13 protein-coding genes are annotated in these 23,680 nt (G+C 70.2%); 5 read left to right on the top strand and 8 right to left on the bottom strand.

Annotated elements, in window-relative coordinates:
* Window positions 1-17 precede the first annotated feature (17 nt).
* From NGK70_RS13240 to map, 5 genes are all read right to left on the bottom strand, one after another.
* On the bottom strand, window positions 18-2,213 hold the full coding sequence (locus tag NGK70_RS13240) for a putative bifunctional diguanylate cyclase/phosphodiesterase (RefSeq protein WP_251969014.1): 2,196 nt from the start codon (window positions 2,211-2,213) through the stop codon (window positions 18-20).
* On the bottom strand, window positions 2,210-5,701 hold the full coding sequence (locus NGK70_RS13245) for a response regulator (RefSeq protein ID WP_251969015.1): 3,492 nt from the start codon (window positions 5,699-5,701) through the stop codon (window positions 2,210-2,212). Before NGK70_RS13245 ends, NGK70_RS13240 begins: the two co-directional genes overlap by 4 nt.
* Before the next feature lie 31 nt (window positions 5,702-5,732).
* Entirely contained in the window at window positions 5,733-6,644 is a 912-nt protein-coding gene (locus NGK70_RS13250; protein WP_251969016.1) for a phosphate/phosphite/phosphonate ABC transporter substrate-binding protein, read from the bottom strand.
* Between the two features lie 81 nt (window positions 6,645-6,725).
* Complete coding sequence (locus NGK70_RS13255) at window positions 6,726-9,344, bottom strand: [protein-PII] uridylyltransferase (RefSeq protein ID WP_251969017.1); 2,619 nt, start codon at window positions 9,342-9,344, stop codon at window positions 6,726-6,728.
* 51 nt (window positions 9,345-9,395) lie between these two features.
* The gene (gene map, locus NGK70_RS13260; RefSeq protein WP_251969018.1) at window positions 9,396-10,205 is read right to left on the bottom strand and encodes a type I methionyl aminopeptidase; all 810 of its coding nucleotides are present in this window, start codon (window positions 10,203-10,205) and stop codon (window positions 9,396-9,398) included.
* Window positions 10,206-10,351: 146 nt separating this feature from the next.
* Between map and purL the strand changes: the two genes are divergently transcribed.
* The 4 genes from purL to NGK70_RS13280 all read left to right on the top strand — a co-directional run bounded on the left by purL (window position 10,352) and on the right by NGK70_RS13280 (window position 17,617).
* On the top strand, window positions 10,352-14,374 hold the full coding sequence (purL, locus tag NGK70_RS13265; protein ID WP_251973774.1) for a phosphoribosylformylglycinamidine synthase: 4,023 nt from the start codon (window positions 10,352-10,354) through the stop codon (window positions 14,372-14,374).
* Between the two features lie 94 nt (window positions 14,375-14,468).
* Window positions 14,469-15,413, top strand: coding sequence for a chromate resistance protein ChrB domain-containing protein (locus NGK70_RS13270; RefSeq protein WP_251969019.1), 945 nt, complete (start codon window positions 14,469-14,471; stop codon window positions 15,411-15,413).
* Entirely contained in the window at window positions 15,410-16,813 is a 1,404-nt protein-coding gene (gene chrA, locus NGK70_RS13275) for a chromate efflux transporter (protein ID WP_428985516.1), read from the top strand. The genes NGK70_RS13270 and chrA overlap by 4 nt, the downstream gene beginning before the upstream one ends.
* A 129-nt stretch (window positions 16,814-16,942) precedes the next feature.
* Window positions 16,943-17,617 carry a hypothetical protein gene (locus NGK70_RS13280; RefSeq protein WP_251969020.1) on the top strand — a complete coding sequence of 225 codons (675 nt, stop codon included), beginning with the start codon at window positions 16,943-16,945 and terminating at the stop codon, window positions 17,615-17,617.
* Here the strand turns inward: NGK70_RS13280 and NGK70_RS13285 are convergent.
* A complete protein-coding gene (locus NGK70_RS13285; RefSeq protein ID WP_251969021.1) occupies window positions 17,611-19,710 on the bottom strand; it encodes a sigma-54-dependent Fis family transcriptional regulator in 2,100 nt (699 codons plus the stop codon). The genes NGK70_RS13280 and NGK70_RS13285 overlap by 7 nt on opposite strands.
* Before the next feature lie 335 nt (window positions 19,711-20,045).
* Between NGK70_RS13285 and exaC the strand changes: the two genes are divergently transcribed.
* On the top strand, window positions 20,046-21,566 hold the full coding sequence (gene exaC / locus NGK70_RS13290) for an acetaldehyde dehydrogenase ExaC (RefSeq protein WP_251969022.1): 1,521 nt from the start codon (window positions 20,046-20,048) through the stop codon (window positions 21,564-21,566).
* 657 nt (window positions 21,567-22,223) lie between these two features.
* On the opposite strand, the gene NGK70_RS13295 is transcribed toward exaC, so the two are convergent.
* Together NGK70_RS13295 and NGK70_RS13300 are read right to left on the bottom strand one after the other, a co-directional pair.
* A complete protein-coding gene (locus NGK70_RS13295) occupies window positions 22,224-23,303 on the bottom strand; it encodes a ComEC/Rec2 family competence protein (RefSeq protein WP_251969023.1) in 1,080 nt (359 codons plus the stop codon).
* A gap of 10 nt (window positions 23,304-23,313) precedes the next feature.
* Window positions 23,314-23,511 (bottom strand): hypothetical protein, encoded by a 198-nt coding sequence (locus NGK70_RS13300; RefSeq protein WP_251969024.1) that lies wholly within the window; start codon window positions 23,509-23,511, stop codon window positions 23,314-23,316.
* Window positions 23,512-23,680 lie beyond the last annotated feature (169 nt).

Here is a 23,680-nt window from a genome sequence, read left to right on the forward strand (position 1 = left end):
GTGTTGACTGAGCCGGCTCAGGCCGGCTTCGGACCGACTGGCACCGCCGCCATCCAGGCGTCGAGTGCCGGCAGGGCAAGCGGGCGGCAGATGCCGTAGCCCTGGCCGACGTCACAGCCGAAGGTCTGCAACATGCGCATCGCGCCGTCGTCCTCCACGCCCTCCGCAACCACCTGGATGCCGAGCTGGTGGCACAGGTCGATGGTGGAGTGCACGATCGCCGCGTCGGCCTTGTCGGTCACCAGCGACATCACGAAGTACTTGTCGATCTTCAGCGTGTGCAGCGGCAGCCGCTTGAGGCGCTGCAGCGAGGAGAAGCCGGTGCCGTAGTCGTCCAGCGCCACGCGGATGCCCCGGCGGGCCAGGTCGTGCAGCGTTTCGATGGCGCCTTCTTCGTCCTCGACCACGATCTGCTCGGTGATCTCCAGCTCCAGCCGGTCGGCCGGGAAGTTGATCTCCTCGAGTGTGCGCATCACCCGTGCGCCCAGGTGCGGGTGCAGGAACTGGCGCGGCGATACGTTCACGGCAACCGACAGCGGCAGGTGGCGCATCGCAGCGCAGGCCTCGCGCAGGACCCACTCGCCGGCTTCCATGATCAGCCCGGTCTGCTCCAGGATGTCGATGAACTTGTCGGGCATCTGCAGCCCCATGCCGGGGCGGTTCCAGCGCAGCAGGGCCTCGACACCCGTGACCCGCCCCGTGCGCAGGTCCAGCTTGGGCTGGTAGTGCAGCTCGAACTCGCCGCGCTCCAGGCCGCGGAACAGGGCCACTTCGGTGGTGAGGCGGTCCACCACCCGATCGTGCATGTCCGCGGTGAAGAAGTGGTAGCTCGACCCGCTCGACTCACGCGCCCGGGCGCGTGCGGCACCCGCATGCTGCAGGAGCATGTCGACGTCACGCCCGTCCGACGGGTAGATCGCCACGCCCACGTTGAGGGCCGCGAGCAGCTCCCAATCGCCCACCGCCAGCGGTGCCGCAAAGGTATCCACCAGGCGCTGGGCCCGGCTGGCCACCGCCAGCTCGTGGCCGACGTCGGTCACCAGCATCGCGAAGCGGTCGCCCTCCAGCCGGCACAGCGAGTCGCGCTCGCGCAGGTGTGTGGCCAGGCGCTCGGCGACCGCCTTGATGATGCGATCGCCCGCGGCCTGGGTCACCGTGGCCTGGGCGCGTTGCAGGGCATCGACGTCGATGTCGAGCACCGCGAACGGCCGTCCGCCGCGCTCGGCCGCGGTGATCGCCGTGTGCACCCGATCGCGGAACAGCACCCGGTTGGGCAGGCCGGTGAGCTCGTCGAAATGGGCGTAGTAGCTCAGGCGGGCCTCGGCGAGGCGGCGCTCGGAGACGTCCTGCGCCACGCCGAAGATCACGCGCGGCCGGCCCTGGTCGTCGAGCACCACGTCACCGGAGAGGAAGAGGTAGCGCGCGGCCAGTTCCTGCGGGGCAAGACGGATCTCCAGCTCGCGTTCGCGTTGATGGTGGCGCAGGTCGCGCACGAAGCGGCGCAGCCGGACGCGGTCGTCGGGCACCACCATGGCGAGTACGTCGCGCACCGGCATGCCGTCGCAGCTTGCCAGTCCGAGCAGGTCGCGCAGTTCGCGCGAGCAGTGCAGCAGACCGGTGCCGAAGTCCAGTCGCCACTGGCCGAGGCGGGCGATCTTCTGCGCACGCGCAAGGGCGAGCTGGCTCTCGCGCAGCTCGCGCTCGGTGGTGCTGGTGCGCAGCGCATAGCGCACACGCTGTCCCAGCAGGGCCCAGTTGATCGGCTTGGTGATGAAGTCTGTCGCGCCGGCCTCGAAGGCCAGCGTGACCGCCATCACGTCGTCGAGCGCGGTGAGCATCAGGACCGGGGTGTGCCGGCCGGTCACCGAGCGGCGGATCGCGCGGCAGGCGTCGAAGCCATTCATCACCGGCATGCGCACGTCCATCAGCACCAGGTCGGGCTGTTCCTGCTCCGCCTGCAGCAGGGCCGCCTGGCCGTCCTCGGCCTCGATGACGCTGTAGCCGGTGTCCTCCAGCACCCGGCGGATCATCATGCGGGTGACCGTTTCGTCATCGACGATCAGGATCTTGGCCGCTGTGGGGCCGCCTGGCGTGCCGCCGAGGTCGGTCAGGCCCGCGTCGCGGTTGGCCAGCGGGGCCCGGTCAGGGGCGACCTGTGGCGGTGCCAGCGTCTGCACAGGGGCCGGGGGAGCGGGGGGCGGGGAGGATGTCATGGACCGTCCGGACCGTTCGGGCTGTTGACAGGGGGCAGGTCGGCGCGCAGACGCTGGATGGCCTCCAGCGCAGCGCGGCAGGCCGCGTCCAGCGCGCCGAGATCGGGCGTTGCGGCCGGGGCGTCGATGAGCCGGCGCTCGGTCGTGGCGGCCAGGGCGTAGACCTGGGTCGCACCGATGTCGCCGGCGGTGTTCTTGAGTCGGTGCATCAGCTCGCGCAACGTGCCCATTTCGGCAGCACCGGCAGCCGCAAGGATCTGCCGGATCTCACTGTCCATGGTCTCGATCACCTTGTCGAGCAGCGGGCCCATGGCCGCGCCCATCACGGCCAACACCTGGGCGTAACGGGCGGTGTCGATCACCGGATCGGCGAGCGGACCCAGGGGGGCCGGGGCCGTATCGACATGGGCCGCTGCGACGACGCCTGGCGGCATCAGCCAACGGGCCACCATGGTGGCCAGCGCCTGGGCGCTGTAGGGCTTGACGATGTAGTCGTCCATGCCGGCGGCCAGGCAGCGGTCGCGGTCGGCGGGCAGTGCATGCGCGGTCAGGGCGACGATGGGCATGCGCGGTCGCCCGTTCTCGGCCTCCCAGGCGCGGATCGCGCGGGTGGCCGCATAGCCGTCCATGCCGGGCATCTGGATGTCCATCAACACCAGGTCGAAGTCCTGTTGCCGGACTCGGTCCACCGCTTGCCGGCCATCGTCGGCCACTTCGACGTCCAGGCCGCGCTTGCGCAGCATCTGCATGCCCACGTCCTGCGTGACCGGGTTGTCCTCGACCAGCAGGACGCGCTCGCCCGCGAACTGCAGTGTGGTGCCATTGGGCACGGCCAGCGGCGCGGGTACCGGCGCGCGTTGGTGCAGCACGGTGGCGATGGCATCGTGCAGGTCGGACTGGCGCAGCGGTTTGTCCAGCCACACGTCCACGCCCAGGCCCTCGATGCGCTCGGTGTCCTGCACCGACGAGCTCAGCATGATCAGCGGCATGGCCGCCAGCGCCGGATCCTGCCGGATCTGCTGCACCAGGGTGTAACCGTCCATGCCGGGCATGTTCAGGTCGAGCAGGGCGATCTCGTAGGGCCGGCCCGAGGTGGCCGCGTCCTGCAGTTTGGCCAATGCCTCCTCGCCGTTGGCCGCACTGCTCGACTGGCTGCCCCAGGCGGTGAGGTAGCGGTGCAGGATGATGCGGTTGGTGGCGTTGTCGTCCACCACCAGCACCCGCGTGCCGGCAAAGACCCGGCTGCGTGCGTCGCGCGAGCCCGCTGTGGCCCTCTGCAGCGGCAGGGTGAACCAGAAGCGCGAGCCCTGCTCGGCCACGCTCTCGAAGCCGATCGAGCCCTGCATCAACTCCACCAGTCGCTTGGCGATGCTCAGGCCCAGGCCGCTGCCGCCGAAGCGCCGGCTCATCGAGCTGTCCGCCTGGGTGAAGGGCTGGAACAGCGTGGCCTGCTTGTCGCGCGCGATGCCGATGCCGGTGTCGCGCACCTCGATGCGCAGCACCCGCTCCGAGCCAAGCCCGGGCACGGCGCTGACGCTCACCACCACCTCGCCACGTTCGGTGAACTTGATGGCGTTGCCCACCAGGTTGACCAGCACCTGGCGCAGCCGGATCGGGTCGCCGCGCATCAGCTCGGGCACCTCGGGCGCGATGTAGCAGGCCAGCTCCAGCTTCTTGCTGTGGGCGCGCTGCGCGAGCATCGCGGTCACATCCTCCACCGTGCGGCGCGGGTCGAAGTCCAGCGCCTCGATGCGCAGCTTGCCCGCCTCCAGGCGCGAGAAGTCGAGGATCTCGTCGATCACGCCCAGCAGCATGCCCGCCGAGGTGCGGGCCGTCTCCAGGTAGCGCTGCTGCTGGCCCGTCAGGGCGGTGTCCTGCAGCATCTCTATCGAGCCGAGCACGCCGTGCATGGGCGTGCGGATCTCGTGGCTCATGCTGGCCAGGAACTCCGACTTGGCGATCGCCGCGTCTTCCGCCGCTTCCTTGGCATGGCGCAACTCGACCTCGCCGCGCTTGCGCTCGGTGATGTCGTGCACCACGCCGATGAAGCGCCGCCGGCCATCGCGGGAGGCGGGAGTGCCAGGTTCACCCTCGAGCACGCCCACGCGCAGCGCGATCCAGATCGAGACGCCGTCCTTGCGCTGGGCTTCGAACTCACGCTCCAACCCCATGATGCGGCTCTCTCCGGTGGCCAGGTAGCGCTGCAGGTAGGCGTCATGATGCGCCCTGTGCGGCTCGGGCACGATCATGGAAATGTTGCGCCCGTGTACCTCCTCCACGGTGTAGCCGAACAGGCGTTCGGCACCGGCGTTGAAGGAGACGATCGCGCCCCGGTCGTCGATCACGATGATGCCGTCGTGGGTGGCGTTGAGCACCCGACGCAGCTGTTCTTCACTGCGGGTGATGGCCTGCTGGGCCTCGATGCGGCTGGACACGTCGGTCTGCAGGGCCACGAAATGGGTCAATTCGCCAGCGTGGTTGCGCACCGGCATGACGTGCAACTCGTTCCAGAACGGGCGACCCTGGCGGGTGTAGTTGAGCAGCAGCACGTCGACGTCACGGCCCTCGGCGATCGCGTCGCGCAGACGTCCGAGTTCGGCGGGGTCGGTGTGCGGCCCCTGCAGGAAGCGACAGTTGCGCCCCAGCACGTCCTGGCTCAACCAACCGGTGATGCGCTCGAAGGCCTGGTTGACGTAGACCACCGACTGGTCGGGCGTGCGGGCGTCGGCGATGACGATGCCCACGCCGATGGCGCCCAGGATGTGGCCTCGCAGGCGCAGGTCCTGTTCGTTGTGGTGCAGCGCGGCGTAGCTGTCGGCCAGCTGCAGCGACATGCGGTTGAAGGCGGTGGCCGTCTCGGCCAGTTCGTCGCCGCCCTGCACCGGCATCTGGTAGCCGAGTTCGCCGCCGGCGATGCGCTTGGCCGCCTGGGACAGGCGCGCCAGCTGGCGCGTCAGGTAGGCGCCCAGCGCCCAGGAGAACAGTGCCACCAGCAGCATCTCCAGCGCAGCCAGGCCCAGGCCATAGCGCTGGGCGGTGGCCTGCACACTCTGCACCTCGCCGGCAGATACGCCGATCTCGACCCGCCCGAACCGCTGCGACCCCACTTGGATGTCGACCCCGGTGCGCAGCACCCCATCGGTCACGCTGGCCAGCGTCGGGTTCTCGGCAACCGACTTGTCGAGCTGGGCCGCGTCGCCGGCCCGCGCGATGACTTGGTGGTCGGCATCACGCACCCGGGCGTAGACCACGCCGGGATAGGTGAGCATCTCGCGTGCCAAGGCGTTGAGCGCCGCCAGGTCGCTGGAGATCAGGGCCTCCTTGGCGACCACCGAGAAGGCCTTCACGGTGGCCTGGGTGCGCCGCTCGAACTCCGCCTCCGCCGAGGACGACAGGAACCCCACGCCGCTGACCACCAGCGCCGTGAGCAGCACCGCCTCGATGGCCGCCACGCCGAGGATGGTCTTGAGACGGAACGACAGCCTCATGTTGTGTGCCTACCCGCGGATCGTCAGCGGCTCATTCGGCCAGCAGCGCGGCCAGGGTCTGGATGCCCAGGGCCCGGACGTCGTTCCAGTCGGCATCCTGTGCGGCCTCGAAGCCCTTGAAGCCGATGCCATCCAGGGCCGACCGGCTGCGCGGATCGGTGTCGGCCGCGAGCATGGCCTGGCGAAGGGACTGCAGCGTGGCGGCCGGCACACGCGGGTGCGCCGCGAAGGCGTGCGGCGTGTAGTCCTTGGTCTGCCACAGCACGCGCAACTCGTCGCGCACGGCGGCGTCCTGGGTCTGCAGGGTGCGCTGGATGCCGCCGCCCGCTTCGAACTGGCGTTGAGTCACGTTCAGGTAGACCGACTCGTGCGAGTTGACGAACACCGGCCGGATCGGCACATGGGTGCGCTCGAACTCGGCGCGCACCAGCACGGTGGCCGCGAACGCGGCGGGTGCGGGGAAGGCCACGGCCTTGCCGGCCAGCTCGGTCATGTCCTTGATCGGCGAGTCGCGCCGCACCACCACGATGCCGCGCAGCCGGCGGCCCTTCTCCTTGGCGAAGGCCACGTAGCCGGGCCGGCGGGCGAAGACGCTGTAGTGGTACGGATTCATGTACGCGAGGTCATACGCCCCGGCGGCCAGGCGCTTCTCGAAGGTCGGGATGTCGGGGGCAGTGGCAAAGCGCAGCGGCACGCCCGAGCGCTCGGCCAGCCCGGCGATCACCGGGATCCACAGCCTCGCCAGTTCGCTGGCCGACTGCTGCGGCACGATGCCGAAGCTCAGCGTGCGCGACCTGGCACCGGTGGACGGTGGTGCGTCCTGTGCCCGCGCGGCGGCGGGAGCCAGCAGGCCCAGGCCAGTCAGACCCAGGGCACCCCACGCACCCAGGCGATTCAGGAAGTTGCGTCGCATCACGTTCTCGCGGGTTAGCTGATTTTGCATGGGCTCCATTGGACGCCCATTTGCGGTGCGTTCCTTCGGGGGCGTGGCGTGGCTCCTACACGCGATCTGATGGCGCTCGGATCAGGCCAGCGCGTCAAGCAGCTCGGTCTCGAACTCGAGCTGGCCGCGGTTGTGCTGCAGCGCCGGGCCGTCGATCAGGAAGGTGTCTTCCACCCGCTCGCCCAGCGTGCTGATCTTGGCCAGTTGCAGGTTGAGGTGGTGCTGCGCGATCACCCGCGCGACGCTGTAAAGCAGGCCGGAGCGGTCGCTGGCGGACACCGACAGCAGCCAGCGCTGGGCGCGCTCGTCCGGGCGCAGCTGCACCCGCGGGGTGACGGGGAAGGACTTGACGCGCCGCGACAGCCGGCCGCGGCTCGGCTCGGGCAGCGGCCCTTCGTTGACCAGCGCGGCCGCGAGCTGGTTCTCGACCAGCGCGATCAGGTCGCGGTAGGCCTGGCTGCTCTCCGGGGTGATGACCTGGAAGGTGTCGAGCGCGTAGCCGGCCCGGGTGGTGTGGATGCGCGCATCCAGGATGCTGAAGCGCGCGGCATCGAAGTAGCCGCAGATGCGGGCGAACAGATCGGCCCGGTCCGGCGCGTAGACCAGCACCTGCAGCCCTTCGCCCACCGGAGAGAGGCGGGCGCTGACGAGCGGCGTCGGGGTGTCGACCCGGCGGTTCAGGGCGCGGGCGTGCCAGGCGATCTCGCCGCTGTCGTGGCGGGCGAAGTAGTTCAGGTCCAGCGTCTTCCACAGCGCCTCCTCCGCACCGGGCAGCATGGAGTGCAGCGCGAGCATCTGGCGCGCCTCCTGCTGGCGCTGGTCGATCTCGGCGTCCATGTTGGGCTTGGCACCGCCAAGGGCGCGCAGCGTGGCGCGGAACAGATCCTCCAGCAGCTTGCCCTTCCAGGCGTTCCAGACCTTGGGGCTGGTGCCGCGGATGTCGGCCACGGTGAGCAGGTACAGCGCGGTCAGCCGGCGCGGGTCCCTGACGTGGCGGGCAAAGGCCTCGATGACGTCGGGGTCCGACAGGTCCTCCTTCTGCGCCACCCGCGACATGGTCAGGTGCTCCTTGACCACAAACTCGATCAGCCGGGCGTCCTCGCGCTCGATGCCGTGGTCGCGGCAGAAGCGCCGCACCTCGACGGCGCCGAGCTCGGAATGGTCGCCGCCCCGGCCCTTGGCCACGTCGTGGAAGAGCGCGGCCACGTACAGCACCCAGGGCTTGTCCCAGTGCGCGGCCAGCTGCGAGCAGAAGGGGTACTCGTGCGTGTGCTCCGGTATGAAGAAGCGGCGCATGTTGCGCACGACCATCAGGATGTGCTGGTCCACGGTGTACACGTGGAACAGGTCGTGCTGCATCTGCCCGACGATGCGGCGGAACACCCAGAGATAGCGCCCCAGCACCGAGCTGCTGTTCATCAGCCGCAGCACGTGGGTCTGGCCGTGTGGCTGCTTGAGGATCTCCAGGAACAGCCGGCGGTTCTCCGGGTCGGCCCGGAAGGCAGCGTCCATGTACTCGCGGGCGTTGTAGAGCGCGCGCAGTGTGCGCACCGACAGGCCCTGGATGCCCGGCGCCTGCTGGTAGGTCAGGAAGGTGTCGAGGATGGCGTGCGGGTCGCGCTGGTACAGGTCGTCGCTGGCCACTTCCAGCATGCCGCCGCGGTCGAAGAAGCGCTCGTTGATCGGCCGCATCGGCGCGTCCTGCGAGCCGTTGACGCGCTCCTCGATGTTGAGCATCAGGATCTGGTTGAGCTGCGCCACTGCCTTGGCCGCCCAGTAGTAGCGGCGCATCAGCGCCTCGCTGGCGCGCCGCTCGGCGGTGTGGGTGTGGCCGAAGCTCTCCGCCACGGCGGTCTGCAGGTCGAAGATCAGGCGGTCCTCGCGCCGTCCCGCCACCACGTGCAGCCGGGTACGGACCAGCTTCAGGAAGCCCTCGTTGCGCTGCAGCTGGCGCACCTCGAAGGGCGTGATCAGCCCCTTGGTGGCCATGTCACGCCAGGAGTGCCCCAGCCCGGCGGCCAGCGCCACCCAGCGCAGCACCTGCAGGTCGCGCAGCCCGCCGGGGCTTTCCTTGCAGTTGGGCTCCAGCGCGTAGGGCGTGTTTTCATATTTGACGTGGCGTTGCTCCATCTCCAGCGCCTTGGCGCGCAGGAACACCGCCGGCTCCAGCACGGCCTGCGTGGCACGGCGGAACTCGTCGTACAGGCGGCGTGAGCCGGCCAGGAAGCGCGCCTCCATCATCGCCGTCTGCACGGTGACGTCGCTGCGCGCCTCGCGCACGCAGTCGGCCACGCTGCGCACGCTGGAGCCGATCTCCAGGCCGATGTCCCAGCAGGCGGTGATGAAGGCGGAGATCGACTCGCGCTGAGATTCGCGCTGGGCCTCGTCGGCCGCGGCCGCGGCTGCGCCTGCGTTGGCGCCCGCAGCCGTCTCCAATTCGCCCGGCAGCAGCAGCAGCACATCGACGTCGGAATAGGGGAACAGCTCACCGCGCCCGTAGCCGCCCACCGCCACCAGGGCCGCGCCACGCGGCAGGGTCGAGCCCTCCCAGAGCCGATGGAGCGTGCCGTCCACCTCGCGGCTGAGCTGGCGGATCAGCCGCACGGCGGCCTCCACCGTCGGGCGCGCGCTGCTGAAGCCCTCGATCAGCGCCCGGCGGTGCTCGCGCAACTCGTTGCGCAGTGCCGTGAGATCAAGCATCAGGACCTTCCCCGTGACCAGGACGGTGGCCGTGCGCGCCCGCCGGCACGCTCAGGCGCCCGCGTTGACAAAGGCCGGGATCGGCGGCATGCCGGGCGACACCGTCAGCACCTCGTAGCCCGTCGCGGTGACCAGCACGGTGTGCTCCCACTGCGCCGACAGCGAGCGGTCCTTGGTGACGATGGTCCAGCCGTCACCGGCTTCCTTGATCTCGCGCCGGCCGGCGTTGATCATTGGCTCGATCGTGAAGACCATGCCCGGCTGCAGCACGTCCAGCGTGCCTGGGCGGCCGTAGTGCAGCACCTGCGGTTCCTCGTGGAACTTGCGGCCGATGCCGTGGCCGCAGAACTCGCGCACCACCGACAGGCCCTGGTTCTCCGCGAAGGTCTGGATCGCATGGCCGATGTCGCCCAGGCGCGCGCCCGGGCGCACCTTCACGATGCCCTTCCACATGGCGTCGTAGGTGAGCTGGCACAGCCGCTTGGCGGCGATCGAGCCCTCGCCAACCACGAACATGCGGCTGGTGTCGCCGTGCCAGCCGTCCTTGATGGTGGTGATGTCGCAGTTGACGATGTCGCCGTTCTTGAGCGGCTTGTCGTTCGGGATGCCGTGGCAGACCTGGTGGTTGATCGAGGTGCAGATCGACTTCGGGTAGGGCTGGTAGCCCGGCGGTGCGTAGTCGAGCGGAGCAGGGATGCAGCCCTGCACGTTCACCATGTGATCGTGGGCAATGCGGTCCAGTTCATTGGTGGTGACGCCAGGCTTGACATGGGCAGCCAGGACGTCCAGCACCTCGGCCGCCAGGCGGCAGGCCACGCGCATCGCGGCGATGTCCGCTTCGGTTTTGATCGTGATCGACATGGGGTCGGATTATCACACCCACCCCTATTCAGAGCCGGTCTGGGGCCTGCCTGGGGCCGCTCGCCTAAAATTACCGTTTTGCCTGCCGCCGGCTCACGGGAACCCCACGCGTGTCTTCCACCTCTGCCCAGCCCTCCAAGCACCTGATGCACTTCGAGGGCGGCAACGCCCTTTCCGCCTTCCGCGCCCAGGCGCTGCTGCCGCGCCTGCAGGCCGTCAACGCCCGCATCACCGGTGTCAGTGCGCGGCACGTGCACTGGGTCTGGAGCGATGCCGCGCTGGACGAGGCCGTCCAGGCCAAGCTCGCCGCGCTGCTGACCTACGGCGAGCCCTATGCCGCGCCGCAAGGCGAGGCCGAGCTGGTCGTGGTGATGCCGCGCCTGGGCACGGTCTCGCCCTGGGCCTCCAAGGCCACCGACATCGCCCACAACTGCGGCCTGGGCAACGCGGCGGTGCACCGCGTCGAGCGCGTCACCGAGTTCCGCCTGCAGCTCAAGAGCGGCCTGCTGGACGCCTTCAAGTCGAACAAGGGCCTGAGCGAGGCCGAGCGGCAGGCCTGCGCCCTGCTGCTGCACGACCGCATGACCGAATCGGTGGCCTGGGAGCGTGAGGCGGCGCGCCACCTGTTCGACGCGCAGCCGGCCGAGCCGCTGGCGCACGTGGACGTGCTCGGCGCCGGCCGGCCGGCGCTGGAAGCGGCCAACAAGGAGTTCGGCCTGGCGCTGTCGGACGACGAGATCGATTACCTGGTGGCCGCCTTCACCGACCTGAAGCGCAACCCCAGCGACGTCGAGCTGATGATGTTCGCGCAGGCCAACTCGGAGCACTGCCGGCACAAGATCTTCAACGCCGACTTCACCATCGACGGTGAGCGCCAGCCGCTGTCCATGTTCGGCATGATCCGCAACACCGAGAAGCTCAATGGCCAACACTCGGTGATCGCCTACAGCGACAACTCGGCGGTGATGGAAGGCGGCCCGATCGAGCGCTGGATGCCGCAGAGCCAGACCGCCGCGTCGGCCTACGCCGCCCGCGCCGAGACCGCCCACGTGCTGATGAAGGTGGAAACGCACAACCACCCGACGGCGATCTCGCCCTTCCCCGGCGCCTCCACCGGCTCGGGCGGCGAGATCCGCGACGAGGGTGCCACCGGCCGCGGCTCCAAGCCCAAGGCGGGCCTGACCGGCTTCACCGTCTCCAACCTGCGCCTGCCGGGCACGAAGGAGCCCTGGGAGCGCGAGCACATCGGCCGTCCCGAGCACATCGCCAGCGCGCTGCAGATCATGATCGACGGCCCGCTGGGGGGCGCGGCCTTCAACAACGAATTCGGCCGACCCAACCTCGCGGGCTACTTCCGCGTCTTCGAACAGGACGTGGCGGGCGTGCAGCGCGGTTACCACAAGCCCATCATGATCGCGGGCGGCCTGGGCACGATCAGTGACAGCCAGACCGCCAAGCTGCCCTTCGGGGCCGGCACGCTGCTGATCCAGTTGGGCGGCCCGGGCATGCGCATCGGCATGGGCGGCGGCGCCGCCAGCTCGATGGCGGCTGGCAGCAACACCGCCGCGCTGGACTTCGACAGCGTGCAGCGCGGCAACCCGGAGATCCAGCGCCGCGCGCAGGAGGTCATCAACCACTGCTGGGCGATGGGCGCGGACAACCCCATCCTGGCGATCCACGACGTGGGCGCGGGCGGCATTTCCAACGCCTTCCCGGAGCTGGTGGACGGGGCCGGGCGCGGCGCGACCTTCGACATCCGCAAGGTGCCGCTGGAAGAGACCGGCCTGGCGCCCAAGGAGATCTGGTGCAACGAGAGCCAGGAGCGCTACGTGCTGGCGATCGCGCCGGACAGCCTGGCCCTGTTCGACGAGATGGCCCGCCGTGAGCGAGCGCCCTACGCGGTGATCGGTGTCGCCACGGACGAGCGCGAGCTGGTCCTGGAGGAGGGCCCGGGCGCTGATGGGAAAAGACAGCGCCCCATCGACATGCCGATGGACGTGCTGCTGGGCAAGCCGCCCAAGATGCACCGCCAGGTGCAGCGCGTGGTGCGCAGCGAGCAGCCGCTCGACCTCAGTGACGTGAAGCTCGACGAGGTGGCGCTGGCCGTGCTGCGCCACCCGACGGTGGCCTCCAAGCGCTTCCTGATCACCATTGGTGACCGCACCGTGGGTGGCCTGAATCACCGCGACCAGATGGTCGGCCCCTGGCAGGTGCCGGTGGCGGACTGCGCAGTCACGCTGGCCGACTACGCCGGCCTGCGCGGCGAGGCGATGGCGATGGGCGAGCGCAGCCCGCTGGCCGCGCTGGACGCACCGGCGTCGGGCCGCATGGCGGTGGCCGAAGCCATCACCAACCTGCTGGCCGCGCCGATCGAGCTCAGCCGTGTCAAGCTCAGCGCCAACTGGATGGCCGCCTGCGGCGAGGCCGGCGAGGACGCCGCGCTGTACGACACCGTCAAGGCCGTCGGCATGGAACTCTGCCCGGCACTCGGCGTGGGCATCCCGGTGGGCAAGGACAGCCTGTCGATGCGCACCAAGTGGAGCGACTCGGACGGCGCCAAGCAGGTGGTCGCGCCGGTCTCGCTGATCGTCACGGCGTTTGCGACGCTGGACGACGTGCGCGGCACCCTCACCCCGCAGCTGCGCACGGACACCGCGGCCAAGCTCGACACCACGCTGATCCTGGTCGACCTCGGCCAAGGCCGCAACCGCATGGCCGGCTCGATCCTGGCGCAGGTGGTCGGCCAGTTCGGTTGTCATGTGAAGGATGGGGTGCCCGACGTGGACGACCCGGCCCGCCTCAAGGCGCTGGTGGCCGCGGTCAACGAGCTGCGCGGCCAGGGCAAGCTGCTGGCCTACCACGACCGCAGCGATGGCGGCCTCTGGGCGGCGGCCTGCGAGATGGCCTTTGCCGGGCATGTGGGCGTCAGCCTGAACGTGGACCTGCTGGTCACCGAGGGCGACGGCATCACTGACAGCCGCGCCGAGTACGGCGACTCGAAGAACTGGGCCACCCAGGTCAGCACCCGTCGCAACGAGCTGACGCTCCGTGCGCTGTTCAGCGAGGAGCTGGGCGTGCTGATCCAAGTCGCCACCGCCGACCGCAACGACGTGATGGCCACGCTGCGCGCGCATGGCCTGTCCAAGCACAGCCACGTGGTCGGCAAGACCAACGACCGCGCCGCGATGGAAGTCTGGCGCGACGCCAGGAGCGTGTTCGCCGCACCGCTGCGCGAGCTGCACCAGGCCTGGGACGAGGTGAGCTGGCGCATCGCCGCGCTGCGCGACAACCCCGCCTGCGCCGACAGCGAGCACGCCGCGGCGGGCGTCCAGGACGATCCGGGCCTGCAAGTCAGCCTGTCCTTTGATCCCGCCGAGGACATCTGCGCGCCTTTCATCGGCAAGGCTCGCCCGAAGATGGCCATCCTGCGCGAGCAGGGCGTGAACTCGCACGTCGAGATGAGCTACGCGATGGCCCAGGCCGGCTTCGAGGCGCACGATGTGCACATGACCGACCTGCAGAGCGGCCGTGCCGACCTGTCGCAGTTCCAGGGCTTCGTCGCCTGCGGCGGCTTCAGCTACGGCGACACGCTGGGTGCTGGCGAGGGCTGGGCCCGCTCGGTGATGTTCAATCCGAAGCTGGCCGATCAGTTTCAGGCCTTCTTCGCGCGGCCGGACACCTTCGCGCTGGGCGTGTGCAACGGCTGCCAGATGATGGCGGCGCTGGCGCCGATCATCCCGGGTGCCGAGGCCTGGCCGAAGTTCACCCGCAACAAGAGCGAGCAGTTCGAGGCCCGCCTGAGCCTGGTCGAGGTGCTGGACAGCCCGTCGATCTTCTTCACCGGCATGGCCGGCAGCCGAGCGCCGATCGCCGTGGCGCACGGCGAGGGCTTTGCGGACTTCTCGCAGCGCGGTGATGCCGCGAAGGTGCAGCGTGCGATGCGCTTCATCGACCACCATGGCCAGCCCACCGAGGTCTACCCCTTCAACCCGAACGGCAGCCCCGACGGCCTGACCTCGGTGACCACCGCGGACGGCCGCTTCACCGTGCTGATGCCGCACCCGGAGCGGGTGTTCCGCAATGTGCAGATGAGCTGGACGAACGGTGACATCGCAGCTGCCAGCCCCTGGCAGCGCATGTTCCGCAACGCGCGGCGCTGGGTGGGGTGAGGCGTGGCGCTGCGGGCTTGCAGTGCTGGCAATGGGTCCATGACATTGACCAATTGAAATAGGTATTTCTTGAATTGCAGCATATTATTCGTCCATGTGGACGATGCTGCTGCTCACCCTGCCGACCCAACCGAATGCTGTGCGCCTTCGGGTGTGGCGTGCCCTGAAGGCCCTGGGCAGCGCGGCTCTGCGTGACGGCGTCTACCTGCTGCCCTCGGCGCAGGTGGCGCGGTTCGAGGCCCCGGCCGAAGAAGTTCGTGCTCACGGGGGTTCCGCCAGCCTGTGGCATGTCACTGCGCGCAGCGACGCACAGCAGGCCGAATTGCTGGCGCTGTTCGACCGCGGCGAGGCCTATGCCGCCTGGCGCGAGCAACATCAGGCGTTGGTGGTGGAGCTGGAGGTGCTGGGCGAGACGGACGCCCGCCGCCGGCTGCGGACACTGGCGCAGGCGCTGCAGGCGCTGCGCGACATCGACTACTTCCCCGGTCCTGCGGCCGAGCAGGCCGAGGCCGAGCTGCAGGGCGTGCGTGAGGCGGTGGACGCCTGCCACAGCCGCGGTGAGCCCCGCGCGGCACCGCTGGTCGGGCTGGCGCGGTTGCATGCGAGTGATTTTCTCGGGCGGACCTGGGTCACCCGTACCCGGCCCTGGGTGGACCGGCTGGCCTGCGCCTGGCTGATCCGCCGCTTCATCGACCCGCAGGCCCGCCTGCTGTGGCTCGACGACCCGGCCGAGCGGACGCCGCCCCCTGCCGGCGCGCTGGGCTACGACTACGACGGCGCGGAGTTCACCCACGTCGGGCCTTTGGTGACCTTCGAGGTCCTGGCGATCCGCTTCGGCCTGGAGGCAGACCCGGCGTTGCAGCGCATCGCCCGCGCCGTGCACCTGCTCGACGTCGGTGGCATCCCAATGCCCGAGGCGCCGGGGCTGGAAGCGGTGCTGGCCGGGCTGCGGGTGGTCCACACCGACGACGATTCACTGGTGATGGCAGCGGCGGCGGTGTTCGACGCACTCCACGCCGCACCTGGAGCCCTCGCGTGACGCCCCCCGTACCCCCGACGCCCTCACCAGCCGAGATCCTGGACACTCCCGTCACAGCCCCCGCTGCCGTCGGCTTTGCCGAAGCCCTGCGCTTCTGGCTCAAGCTCGGCTTCATCAGCTTCGGCGGGCCGGCCGGGCAGATCGCCCTGATGCACCGCGAGCTGGTGGAGGAGCGCCGCTGGATCAGCGAGAACCGCTTCCTGCATGCACTGAACTACTGCATGCTGCTGCCCGGCCCGGAGGCGCAGCAGCTGGCCACCTACATCGGCTGGCTGATGCACCGGACCTGGGGTGGCATCGTGGCCGGCGCGCTGTTCGTGCTGCCGTCGCTGGCGATCCTGATCGCGCTGTCGTGGATCTACCTGCGCTTTGGCGATGTGCCGGTGGTGGCGGGCCTGTTTTACGGCATCAAGCCGGCGGTGACGGCGTTGGTGTTGCATGCGGCGCAGCGCATCGGCAGCCGGGCGTTGAAAAACCGCTGGATGTGGGGTATCGCGGCGGCGTCCTTCATCGCCATCTTTGCCTTCGATACCCCGTTCCCCGCCATCGTCGCCGCGGCCGGATTGATCGGCTGGTGGGGCTCGCGGCGCTGGCCGGCGGTGTTCGCGCTGGGTGGGGGCCATGGCGCGGCCAAGGCCGGCTACGGCCCGGCGCTGATCGACGACCACACACCGACGCCCGCACACGCGCGCTTCTCGCGCCGGCACTTGGCCGGGGTGCTGGGGGCTGGCATCGGCCTGTGGGGGCTGGCCATGGCGGCGCTGGCCGCGACCAGCGGCCTGCACGGCAGCCTGACGCAGATGGGCTGGTTCTTCACCAAGGCGGCGCTGCTCACCTTTGGCGGCGCCTACGCGGTGCTGCCCTACGTCTACCAGGGCGCGGTCGAGACCCACCAGTGGCTCAGCGGCGCGCAGATGATCGACGGCCTGGCGCTGGGCGAGACCACGCCCGGGCCGCTGATCATGGTGGTGGCCTTCGTCGGCTTCGTTGGCGGCCGGCTGAAGGCGGTGCTGGGGCCGGACGCGCTCTTCCTCGGCGGCGCGCTGGCTGCCAGCGTGGTGACCTTCTTCACCTTCCTGCCGAGCTTCGTCTTCATCCTGGCCGGCGGGCCGTTGGTCGAGGCCACGCACGGCAAGCTCGGCTTCACGGCGCCGCTGTCGGCCATCACCGCGGCGGTGGTCGGGGTGATCCTGAACCTGGCGCTGTTCTTTGCCTGGCATGTGTGGTGGCCGAAGGGCTTCGGCGGTGCCTTTGACGCGGTGGCCGCCGCGATCACGCTGGCCGCGACGCTGGCGCTGTTCCGCTTCAAGGTCGGCGTGATGCCGCTGCTGGGCGCCTGCGCGTTGATCGGGTGGGCGGTGAAGTCGATCACGCCTTTGTTCACGTCCTGGTGGACCTGAGGCGGGCGCCGCCTCGGGTGGGCGGCGTGGGCAAGGTAACCTCGCCGCCCCTGCCTTATCCCGTCATCGGACGAAGTCACCATGCGCTGTTCCCTCCCGGATTCTTCACGGTTGTCCCGGCTCTGCCTCGTGCTCCTGCCGAGCGTCCTGTGGGCCCTGCCCGTCCAGGCTGGTCGGCCCCTGGGCACCGACGATGCCGGTACGGCCGGAGCCCGGACTTGCCAGGTGGAAACCTGGTTCGAGAGCAGCCAGGACCTGCGGGCATGGACCGTGTCACCCGCCTGCGGGTTGGGGGACGCCGTGGAACTGGGCCTGGAGTTCAGCCGACCCAGCCCTGGCGTCGTGGCGGGCGAACGTCACAGCCTGGGGGTGGCGCTCAAGTGGGTCGACCCCGGGTGGAAGCTCGGCGAGGTCCAGTTCGGCCTCAAGGCCCACGGCGGTACGGCGCGCCAGCTGGCCGGAGGCTGGGCGGCAGGCGGGCGCGGGCTGCTGGGTCTGGCGAGCATCGGCCTGCCGCAGCAGTTCACGCTGCACGTCAACCTGGGTGACGAGTACGACCGTGACGCGCGCCGCCACCGCGCTGTGGCGCAGGCGGCGCTGGCCTGGCAGCCCGCGCCCGCCTGGCTGCTGTTCGGCGAGGCCCAGGCGGTGCGTGGCACGGGCGGCGCGCAGCAGACCCTCGGCCTGCGTCACTGGCTGCTGGCCGACACGCTGGGGCTGGACGTGACCGGCGGGCGCACCGCCGGCGCACCGGGCTCGACCGTCTGGACGGTGGGCATGGGTTGGTACGGCATCGGCTACTGACCCTGCTGACCGCCGCGCAGCAGCCGCAGGTGGCGGTACAGCGTGTTGCGGCTGATACCCAGGCGCCGTGCCGCCTCGGAGAGGTTTCCGCCGGTCTGCGCGATCACCCGCTCGATGGTCTGGGCTGCGACCGCGTCAAGCGCGTCCAGTCCGTTCCCGCCAGCGCCAGGGGCGTCCACCCGGGCAGCGGGTGAGGCATTGCGGGCGGTTGCCGCGCCGCCGCCACAGGGCGGTTGCAGCTCCTCGACCAGGTCGTCGGGCAGGTGCTGCCAGCCGATCAGCGTCTCGTGGCCCTCCAGCAGGTGCACCGCGGTGCGTAGCGCGTTGGCGAGCTGGCGCAGGTTGCCCACCCAGCGGCCCTGCGGCAGCGCGGCCAGTACCTCGGCGACCAGCTGCAGGGAGCGCTGCGGCGCCAGCTCCCGCAGCAGGTGCCGGGCCAGCGCGGGCAGGTCCTGGCGCTCGCGCAGGGGCGGCAGTTGCAGCAGCAGGCCGTTGAGGCGGTAGTAGAGATCCTCGCGGAAGCGCCCGGCGCTCACCTCGGCGGCCAGGCGCCGCCGCGTGCTGCAGACCAGCGCGGTCCCCGCAGGCAGGGCGTCGCCCGGCGAGTGGGCGGATTCGTGGGCGGACCCGTTCGCCGACCCGTCCTCCGTCAGGCAGCGCTGTAGCAGCCACTGGTCGGCCGCATCGAGCTCGCCCACCTCGTCCAGGAAGAGCGTGCCACCCTCTGCCAGCGCCAGGGCCGCCCGGAGGGCCGCAGCGAAGCTGCCTGGCACGTGGCCGGCGCAGCGTTGCACCACGAAACGGGCGGCGCGGCGTTCGCCACTGGCGTGCCAGGCCCGCGCGAACGTCTCCTTGCCCGCACCGCTCTCCCCCTGCAGCAGCAGCGGGATGCCGCTGTCGCGCAGGCGGCGGGCCCGCTCGACGGCCCGCTGCATGGCCGCGTCGCCAAGGTCGAGGGTGGCGAGGGCGTCGTGCGGCTGGGTGGCGTCAGGCGGGGTTGCCAGGGGGCCGGTCGGGGCAGCCTGATCGCCCGGACCTGCTGGGCGCGGCACCACCGGGGCCGTTGTCGACAGCGCTGCCAGCGGCGACAGCGGGTGCAACCGGGTCGCCTCGCTCTCCACCGCCTGTGGCGCGCTGTCCACCCGGGCCCAGACGAAGCCGTGGTGGCGGCTGGCCAGGCGGCGCGGTTCGCGCTCGCCGCTGTGCAGCCACTGGGTCCACTCGGCGCGGCCCAGGTCGAACACCGCGTCCAGCTGCACGCCGTTGATCTGGTCGCAGCGCAGGCCCAGCCAGTCGAGCGCCACCGCGTTGGCCCCCATCACCCAGCCGTCGGTGGACACGGCCAACTGGCCTTCGGTCAGCGTGGCGATGCCCTCGGCGTGGCGGTGGAAGCGTAGGCGCAGCGCGGCGTGGTGGCGGTTGTCGAACAGGCGCTGCTCGATCATCCGGGCGCCCGCACGGGCGAGCCCGAGCGTGTGTGGGTGGGCGCTGCGGTGCTCGCCGGAGATGTCCAGCACGCCCAGCAGCTGGCCTGCCGGGTCGAGGATGGGGGCCGCCGCACAGGCCAGGAAGGCATTGCGCTCCAGATAGTGCTCTGCACCGCGGACCACGGTGGCGCTGCGGTCGGCCAGCGCGGTGCCGATGGCGTTGGTGCCGCGCACCTGCTCATGCCAGTTCGCACCGGGTCGCAACGCCACCCGCTCGGCGCGGTCCATGAAGGGCAGGTCCCCCAGCGCGTGCAGCAGCATGCCGCGCGCATCGGCCAGGATCACCATCGAGCCGCTGTCGCGCGTCTGTTCAAACAGATATTCCATCACCGGCCCTGCATGAGCCACGAACTCGCGGTGCAGGTCCAGCGCCCGTGCGAGCTGGGTCGCCGACGCATGCGGGGTGCCGCTGCTGCGCCCCTCGGGCGTGAGCCCGCTGCGGCTGCTGCGCAGCCAGGAGCGCGCCAGGCGCGGATCGAGCTGCTGCAGCGGCACATCGACGCGGCCACCCGAGTCGAGCACGGTGCGGCGTGCCTCGCGCAGCTGGGCCGAGGTTGGCCGGCCACGCGGTGCCAGGGAAGAACGAGTGTCGATCGGGGCTCCCATGTGTCCTCCTGCGGTGCACGCTCCAGGCTGGCACACCTATGCACAGTCATTCCTAATGGTCGGAGCGAGGTCCCGTTTCCGGGTGATGACCCCCTTGGCCGGAGCGGTTGTCACGCTGCGTGACAGCTGAACCGGGGCAGGGCGCTTTCGAGGAAGTGGGTGCGCAGGTTCCGGGCCAGCTTTGTGCGGATTTCGGCCCTTTCCCGCTCGAACCGGGGGGCTGGCACGCCCGCTGCAATGCATCGACCCAAGCAGGTCCGCCACGGCGCAAGCCGCAGCCGGCCCTGTCGACCCCCTCGTCAGCCGCTTTTGTTTGACCCCGAAGGAGACATCCCATGCTGTACGCACTGCCCAATACCGCCGGCGCCAAGGTCGCCTACAAGGCCCAGTACGACAACTTCATCAACGGCCAGTTCGTGCCCCCGGTCAAGGGCGAGTACTTCAACGTGATCACCCCGATCACGGGCCAGGCCTACACCCTGTGCGCCCGCTCCACCGCCGAGGACATCGAGCTGGCGCTGGACGCGGCCCACGCCGCGGCCGACAAGTGGGGCCGCACCGATGCCGCCACGCGCTCCAACATCCTGCTGAAGATCGCCGATCGCCTGGAGCAGAACCTGGAGCTGCTGGCCTACGCCGAAACGGTGGACAACGGCAAGCCGATCCGCGAAACGCTGAACGCCGACATCCCGCTGGCCGTCGACCATTTCAGATACTTCGCCGGCTGCCTGCGCTCGCAGGAAGGCGGCATCTCGGAAATCGACGAGAACACGATGGCGTACCACATCCACGAGCCGCTGGGCGTGGTGGGTCAGATCATTCCCTGGAACTTCCCGATCCTGATGGCCGCCTGGAAGCTGGCACCCGCCCTGGGCGCCGGCAACTGCGTGGTCCTGAAGCCGGCCGAGTCGACCCCGATCAGCATCCTGATCCTGGCCGAGCTGATCGCCGACATCCTGCCCCCGGGCGTGCTGAACATCGTCAACGGTTTCGGCCGCGAAGCCGGCATGCCGCTGGCCACCAGCAAGCGCATCGCCAAGATCGCCTTCACCGGCTCCACCGCCACCGGCCGGGTCATTGCCCAGGCCGCGGCCAACAACCTGATCCCGGCCACGCTGGAACTCGGCGGCAAGTCGCCCAACATCTTCTTCGAGGATGTGATGGCCGCCGACGACAGCTTCCTGGACAAGGCGATCGAAGGCCTGGTGCTGTTCGCCTTCAACCAGGGCGAGGTCTGCACCTGCCCGAGCCGGGCGCTGATCCAGGAATCGATCTACGACCGCTTCATGGCGCGGGCGCTGAAGCGCGTGGCCGCCATCGCGCAGGGCAGCCCGCTCGATACCGACACCATGATCGGCGCACAGGCCTCGCAGATGCAGATCGACAAGATCAGCGCCTACCTGGAACTGGGCAAGCAGGAAGGTGCGCAGGTGCTGATCGGTGGCGAGCGCGCCCACCTCGGCGGTGACCTGGCCGGCGGCTACTACGTGCAGCCCACGCTGTTCAAGGGTCACAACAAGATGCGCATCTTCCAGGAAGAAATCTTCGGCCCGGTGCTGGCCGTGACCACCTTCAAGGACGAGGCCGAGGCGCTGGAAATCGCCAACGACACGCCCTATGGCCTCGGCGCCGGCGTGTGGAGCCGCAACGGCAACGTGGCCTACCGCATGGGCCGCGCGATCAAGGCCGGCCGCGTGTGGACCAACTGCTACCACGCCTACCCGGCGCACGCCGCCTTCGGTGGCTACAAGGAATCGGGCATCGGCCGCGAAACCCACAAGGTCATGCTCGACCACTACCAGCAGACCAAGAACCTGCTGGTCAGCTACAGCGAGAACAAGCTGGGCTTCTTCTGATCGACCCTCGGTCTGTCGGAGTCACCACAAGGGGCGGGCAACCGCCCCTCTTGTCGTGTTGGAAAGGAGTCGACGTTGCCACGGGCTGCCCCGGGCCGCGCTGCAGGGGCCCGCAGCTCGTCACCACTAGCAACGGGCCGCCCGACAGCGGCCGCACCGGGCGCGGCAGGTTCCGCGGTGCCAAATGAGGTGCCACCACCCGCCACAGGCCCCTTCCTGCAGCTCATCAGGCCGGCCCGACGGCGCAACAAGACCGGTCCGCAGCTCAACAAGACCTCCCCGCAAGCCAGCTGGCAGCTCCCCGCATGCTTGCAGGCCCGCGTCCACACCCTGCAGGCAGCGGCCTGCAGCGCTGCATGACCCCTCCGCGGGCCACACAAGCCCGACCTGCACCGCAGCATGCCGCTGCCGCGCGCCCATCAGGCCGGTCCTGCGAGGCCGTGACGACGTCCTGGCAGGCCGTCGGCCGGCGTCTGCAGGGTGTGACGCCCAGCCTGCAGCCCGTCGGCGGTATCTGTTCCGGCAGCTGGCTGCGCTAGGCAGGGCGGGCGGCGCTGCCGGGCTGCTGCAGCGCCGTCCAGCAAGGCTGCAGTTCAGGCCTGAGGCCCCAGCCCGTACCTGCCCCCGGCAGTGGGGCGGGTCTCGTCTCCCAGGCCGTCACAGCGTGACAAGCAACCCTTGCCCCTCGGCCGCCGGAAACCGCACCTCGTAGCCATACCGCCCCTTCAACCCCGCCTCATCCCAGCGCCGGTTGCGCGCGTTGTCGTGGTTGAAGCACAGCGTCAGCCCGCGGCCCTGCCGCGCCCGCACCACCCGGGCCAGCGCCTCGTCATCCGGATGCCCGAAGATCTTCCCGTCGGTGCTGACGATGACCTGCCGGGCATCGACCAGGTCGAGCAGCTCCCCGGTCACTTTCCCGCTGCTGCCGTGGTGGGCGAGCTTGATCGCATCCACGGCCAGGCGCTGCACGCCCCGCCGGGCGGCCAGCCCCTTGAGCGCGGGCAGCAGCACGCCCGGCACCGCGTCGGCACACAGCAGCACCGACGCGCCCCCGTGCTCCAGCAAGAAGGCGATGCTCGACGCATTGGCCACCGCCCGGTCCGGCATGCTGCGCCCGGCCACGCTGGCCAGATCCGCCGGCAGCGCCTTGGGCTGGAGACGCCCGCCCTTCGGCACGGCCGGCGCCTGCAACTGCGCGAGCGTGCGGTCCCAGACCTTCCACAGCGCCTTCAGCCGCGCCGGATCCGGTGACAGCAGGGTCAGCGTGGGCGCACCGCTCGCACCCAGCTGCACACCACCACCCGTGGCCGGCGTCACCAGGTGCTGGCCGCCCATCGAGCGGTTCCACGGCAGCCCCGGACGGCCACTGCCCAGCACGTCGGCCATGTCCTGCCCTTCGGCCACGCCGCGCGCTGCGGGCCGCGGCGCGTTGAACCACACATCGCCAAAGTCCAGCTTCAGCGCCTCGTCGGCGAGCAGCTGCCGGGCGCCGCCGATGTGGTCGTGGTCGATGTGCGAGATCACCAACAGGTCCAGCCAGCGCCGCCCATCGCGCCCCATCGGCAGGGCCAGCAGGCGCTGGCGCAACTGCGGGTAGACCTCGTCCGGGCCGGTGTCGATCAGCATCCGCCAGGCCTTGCGGCCGGTGCGGCAGGTCACCAACAGCGCGTCACCGTAGCTCGCCGGCAGGGCTTCCAGTGTGATCGCGGGCAGTCGGCGGGGGGTCGTCTGGCTCATTCTGGCGATGCTACGTGGTGCCGATGCTCGCACGGGCAGCGGGGCAGGCCACCACCTCGTACCCTTCGGCCCGGTTCATCGCGGCCGTGACGCCGTCCGGCCAGACCACCGGCCGGTGTCCGCAGGGCGTGATGCGCAGTTCGCTGCGCGTTGGCTGTGGCTGTTCCGGCAGCCAACAGCCCTGCGCAGCGTCGGCAGCGGCCTGCACGCACGAGCGTGTACAGCTGGAGATCTTCGAGCAGACTGGGTCTGACCTGTCGGAGGAGCAGCGGCCACTGCGCATGCGCCATGACGTCGGCGGCGCTGGGCTGTCTGTTGTTGAGGAGCGGATTTCGACACACATCACCCGGCTACGAGCGGCTGCGCGCAGGCGCTGG

Source organism: Sphaerotilus microaerophilus (genome assembly GCF_023734135.1).
Lineage (GTDB): Bacteria > Pseudomonadota > Gammaproteobacteria > Burkholderiales > Burkholderiaceae_C > Sphaerotilus > Sphaerotilus microaerophilus.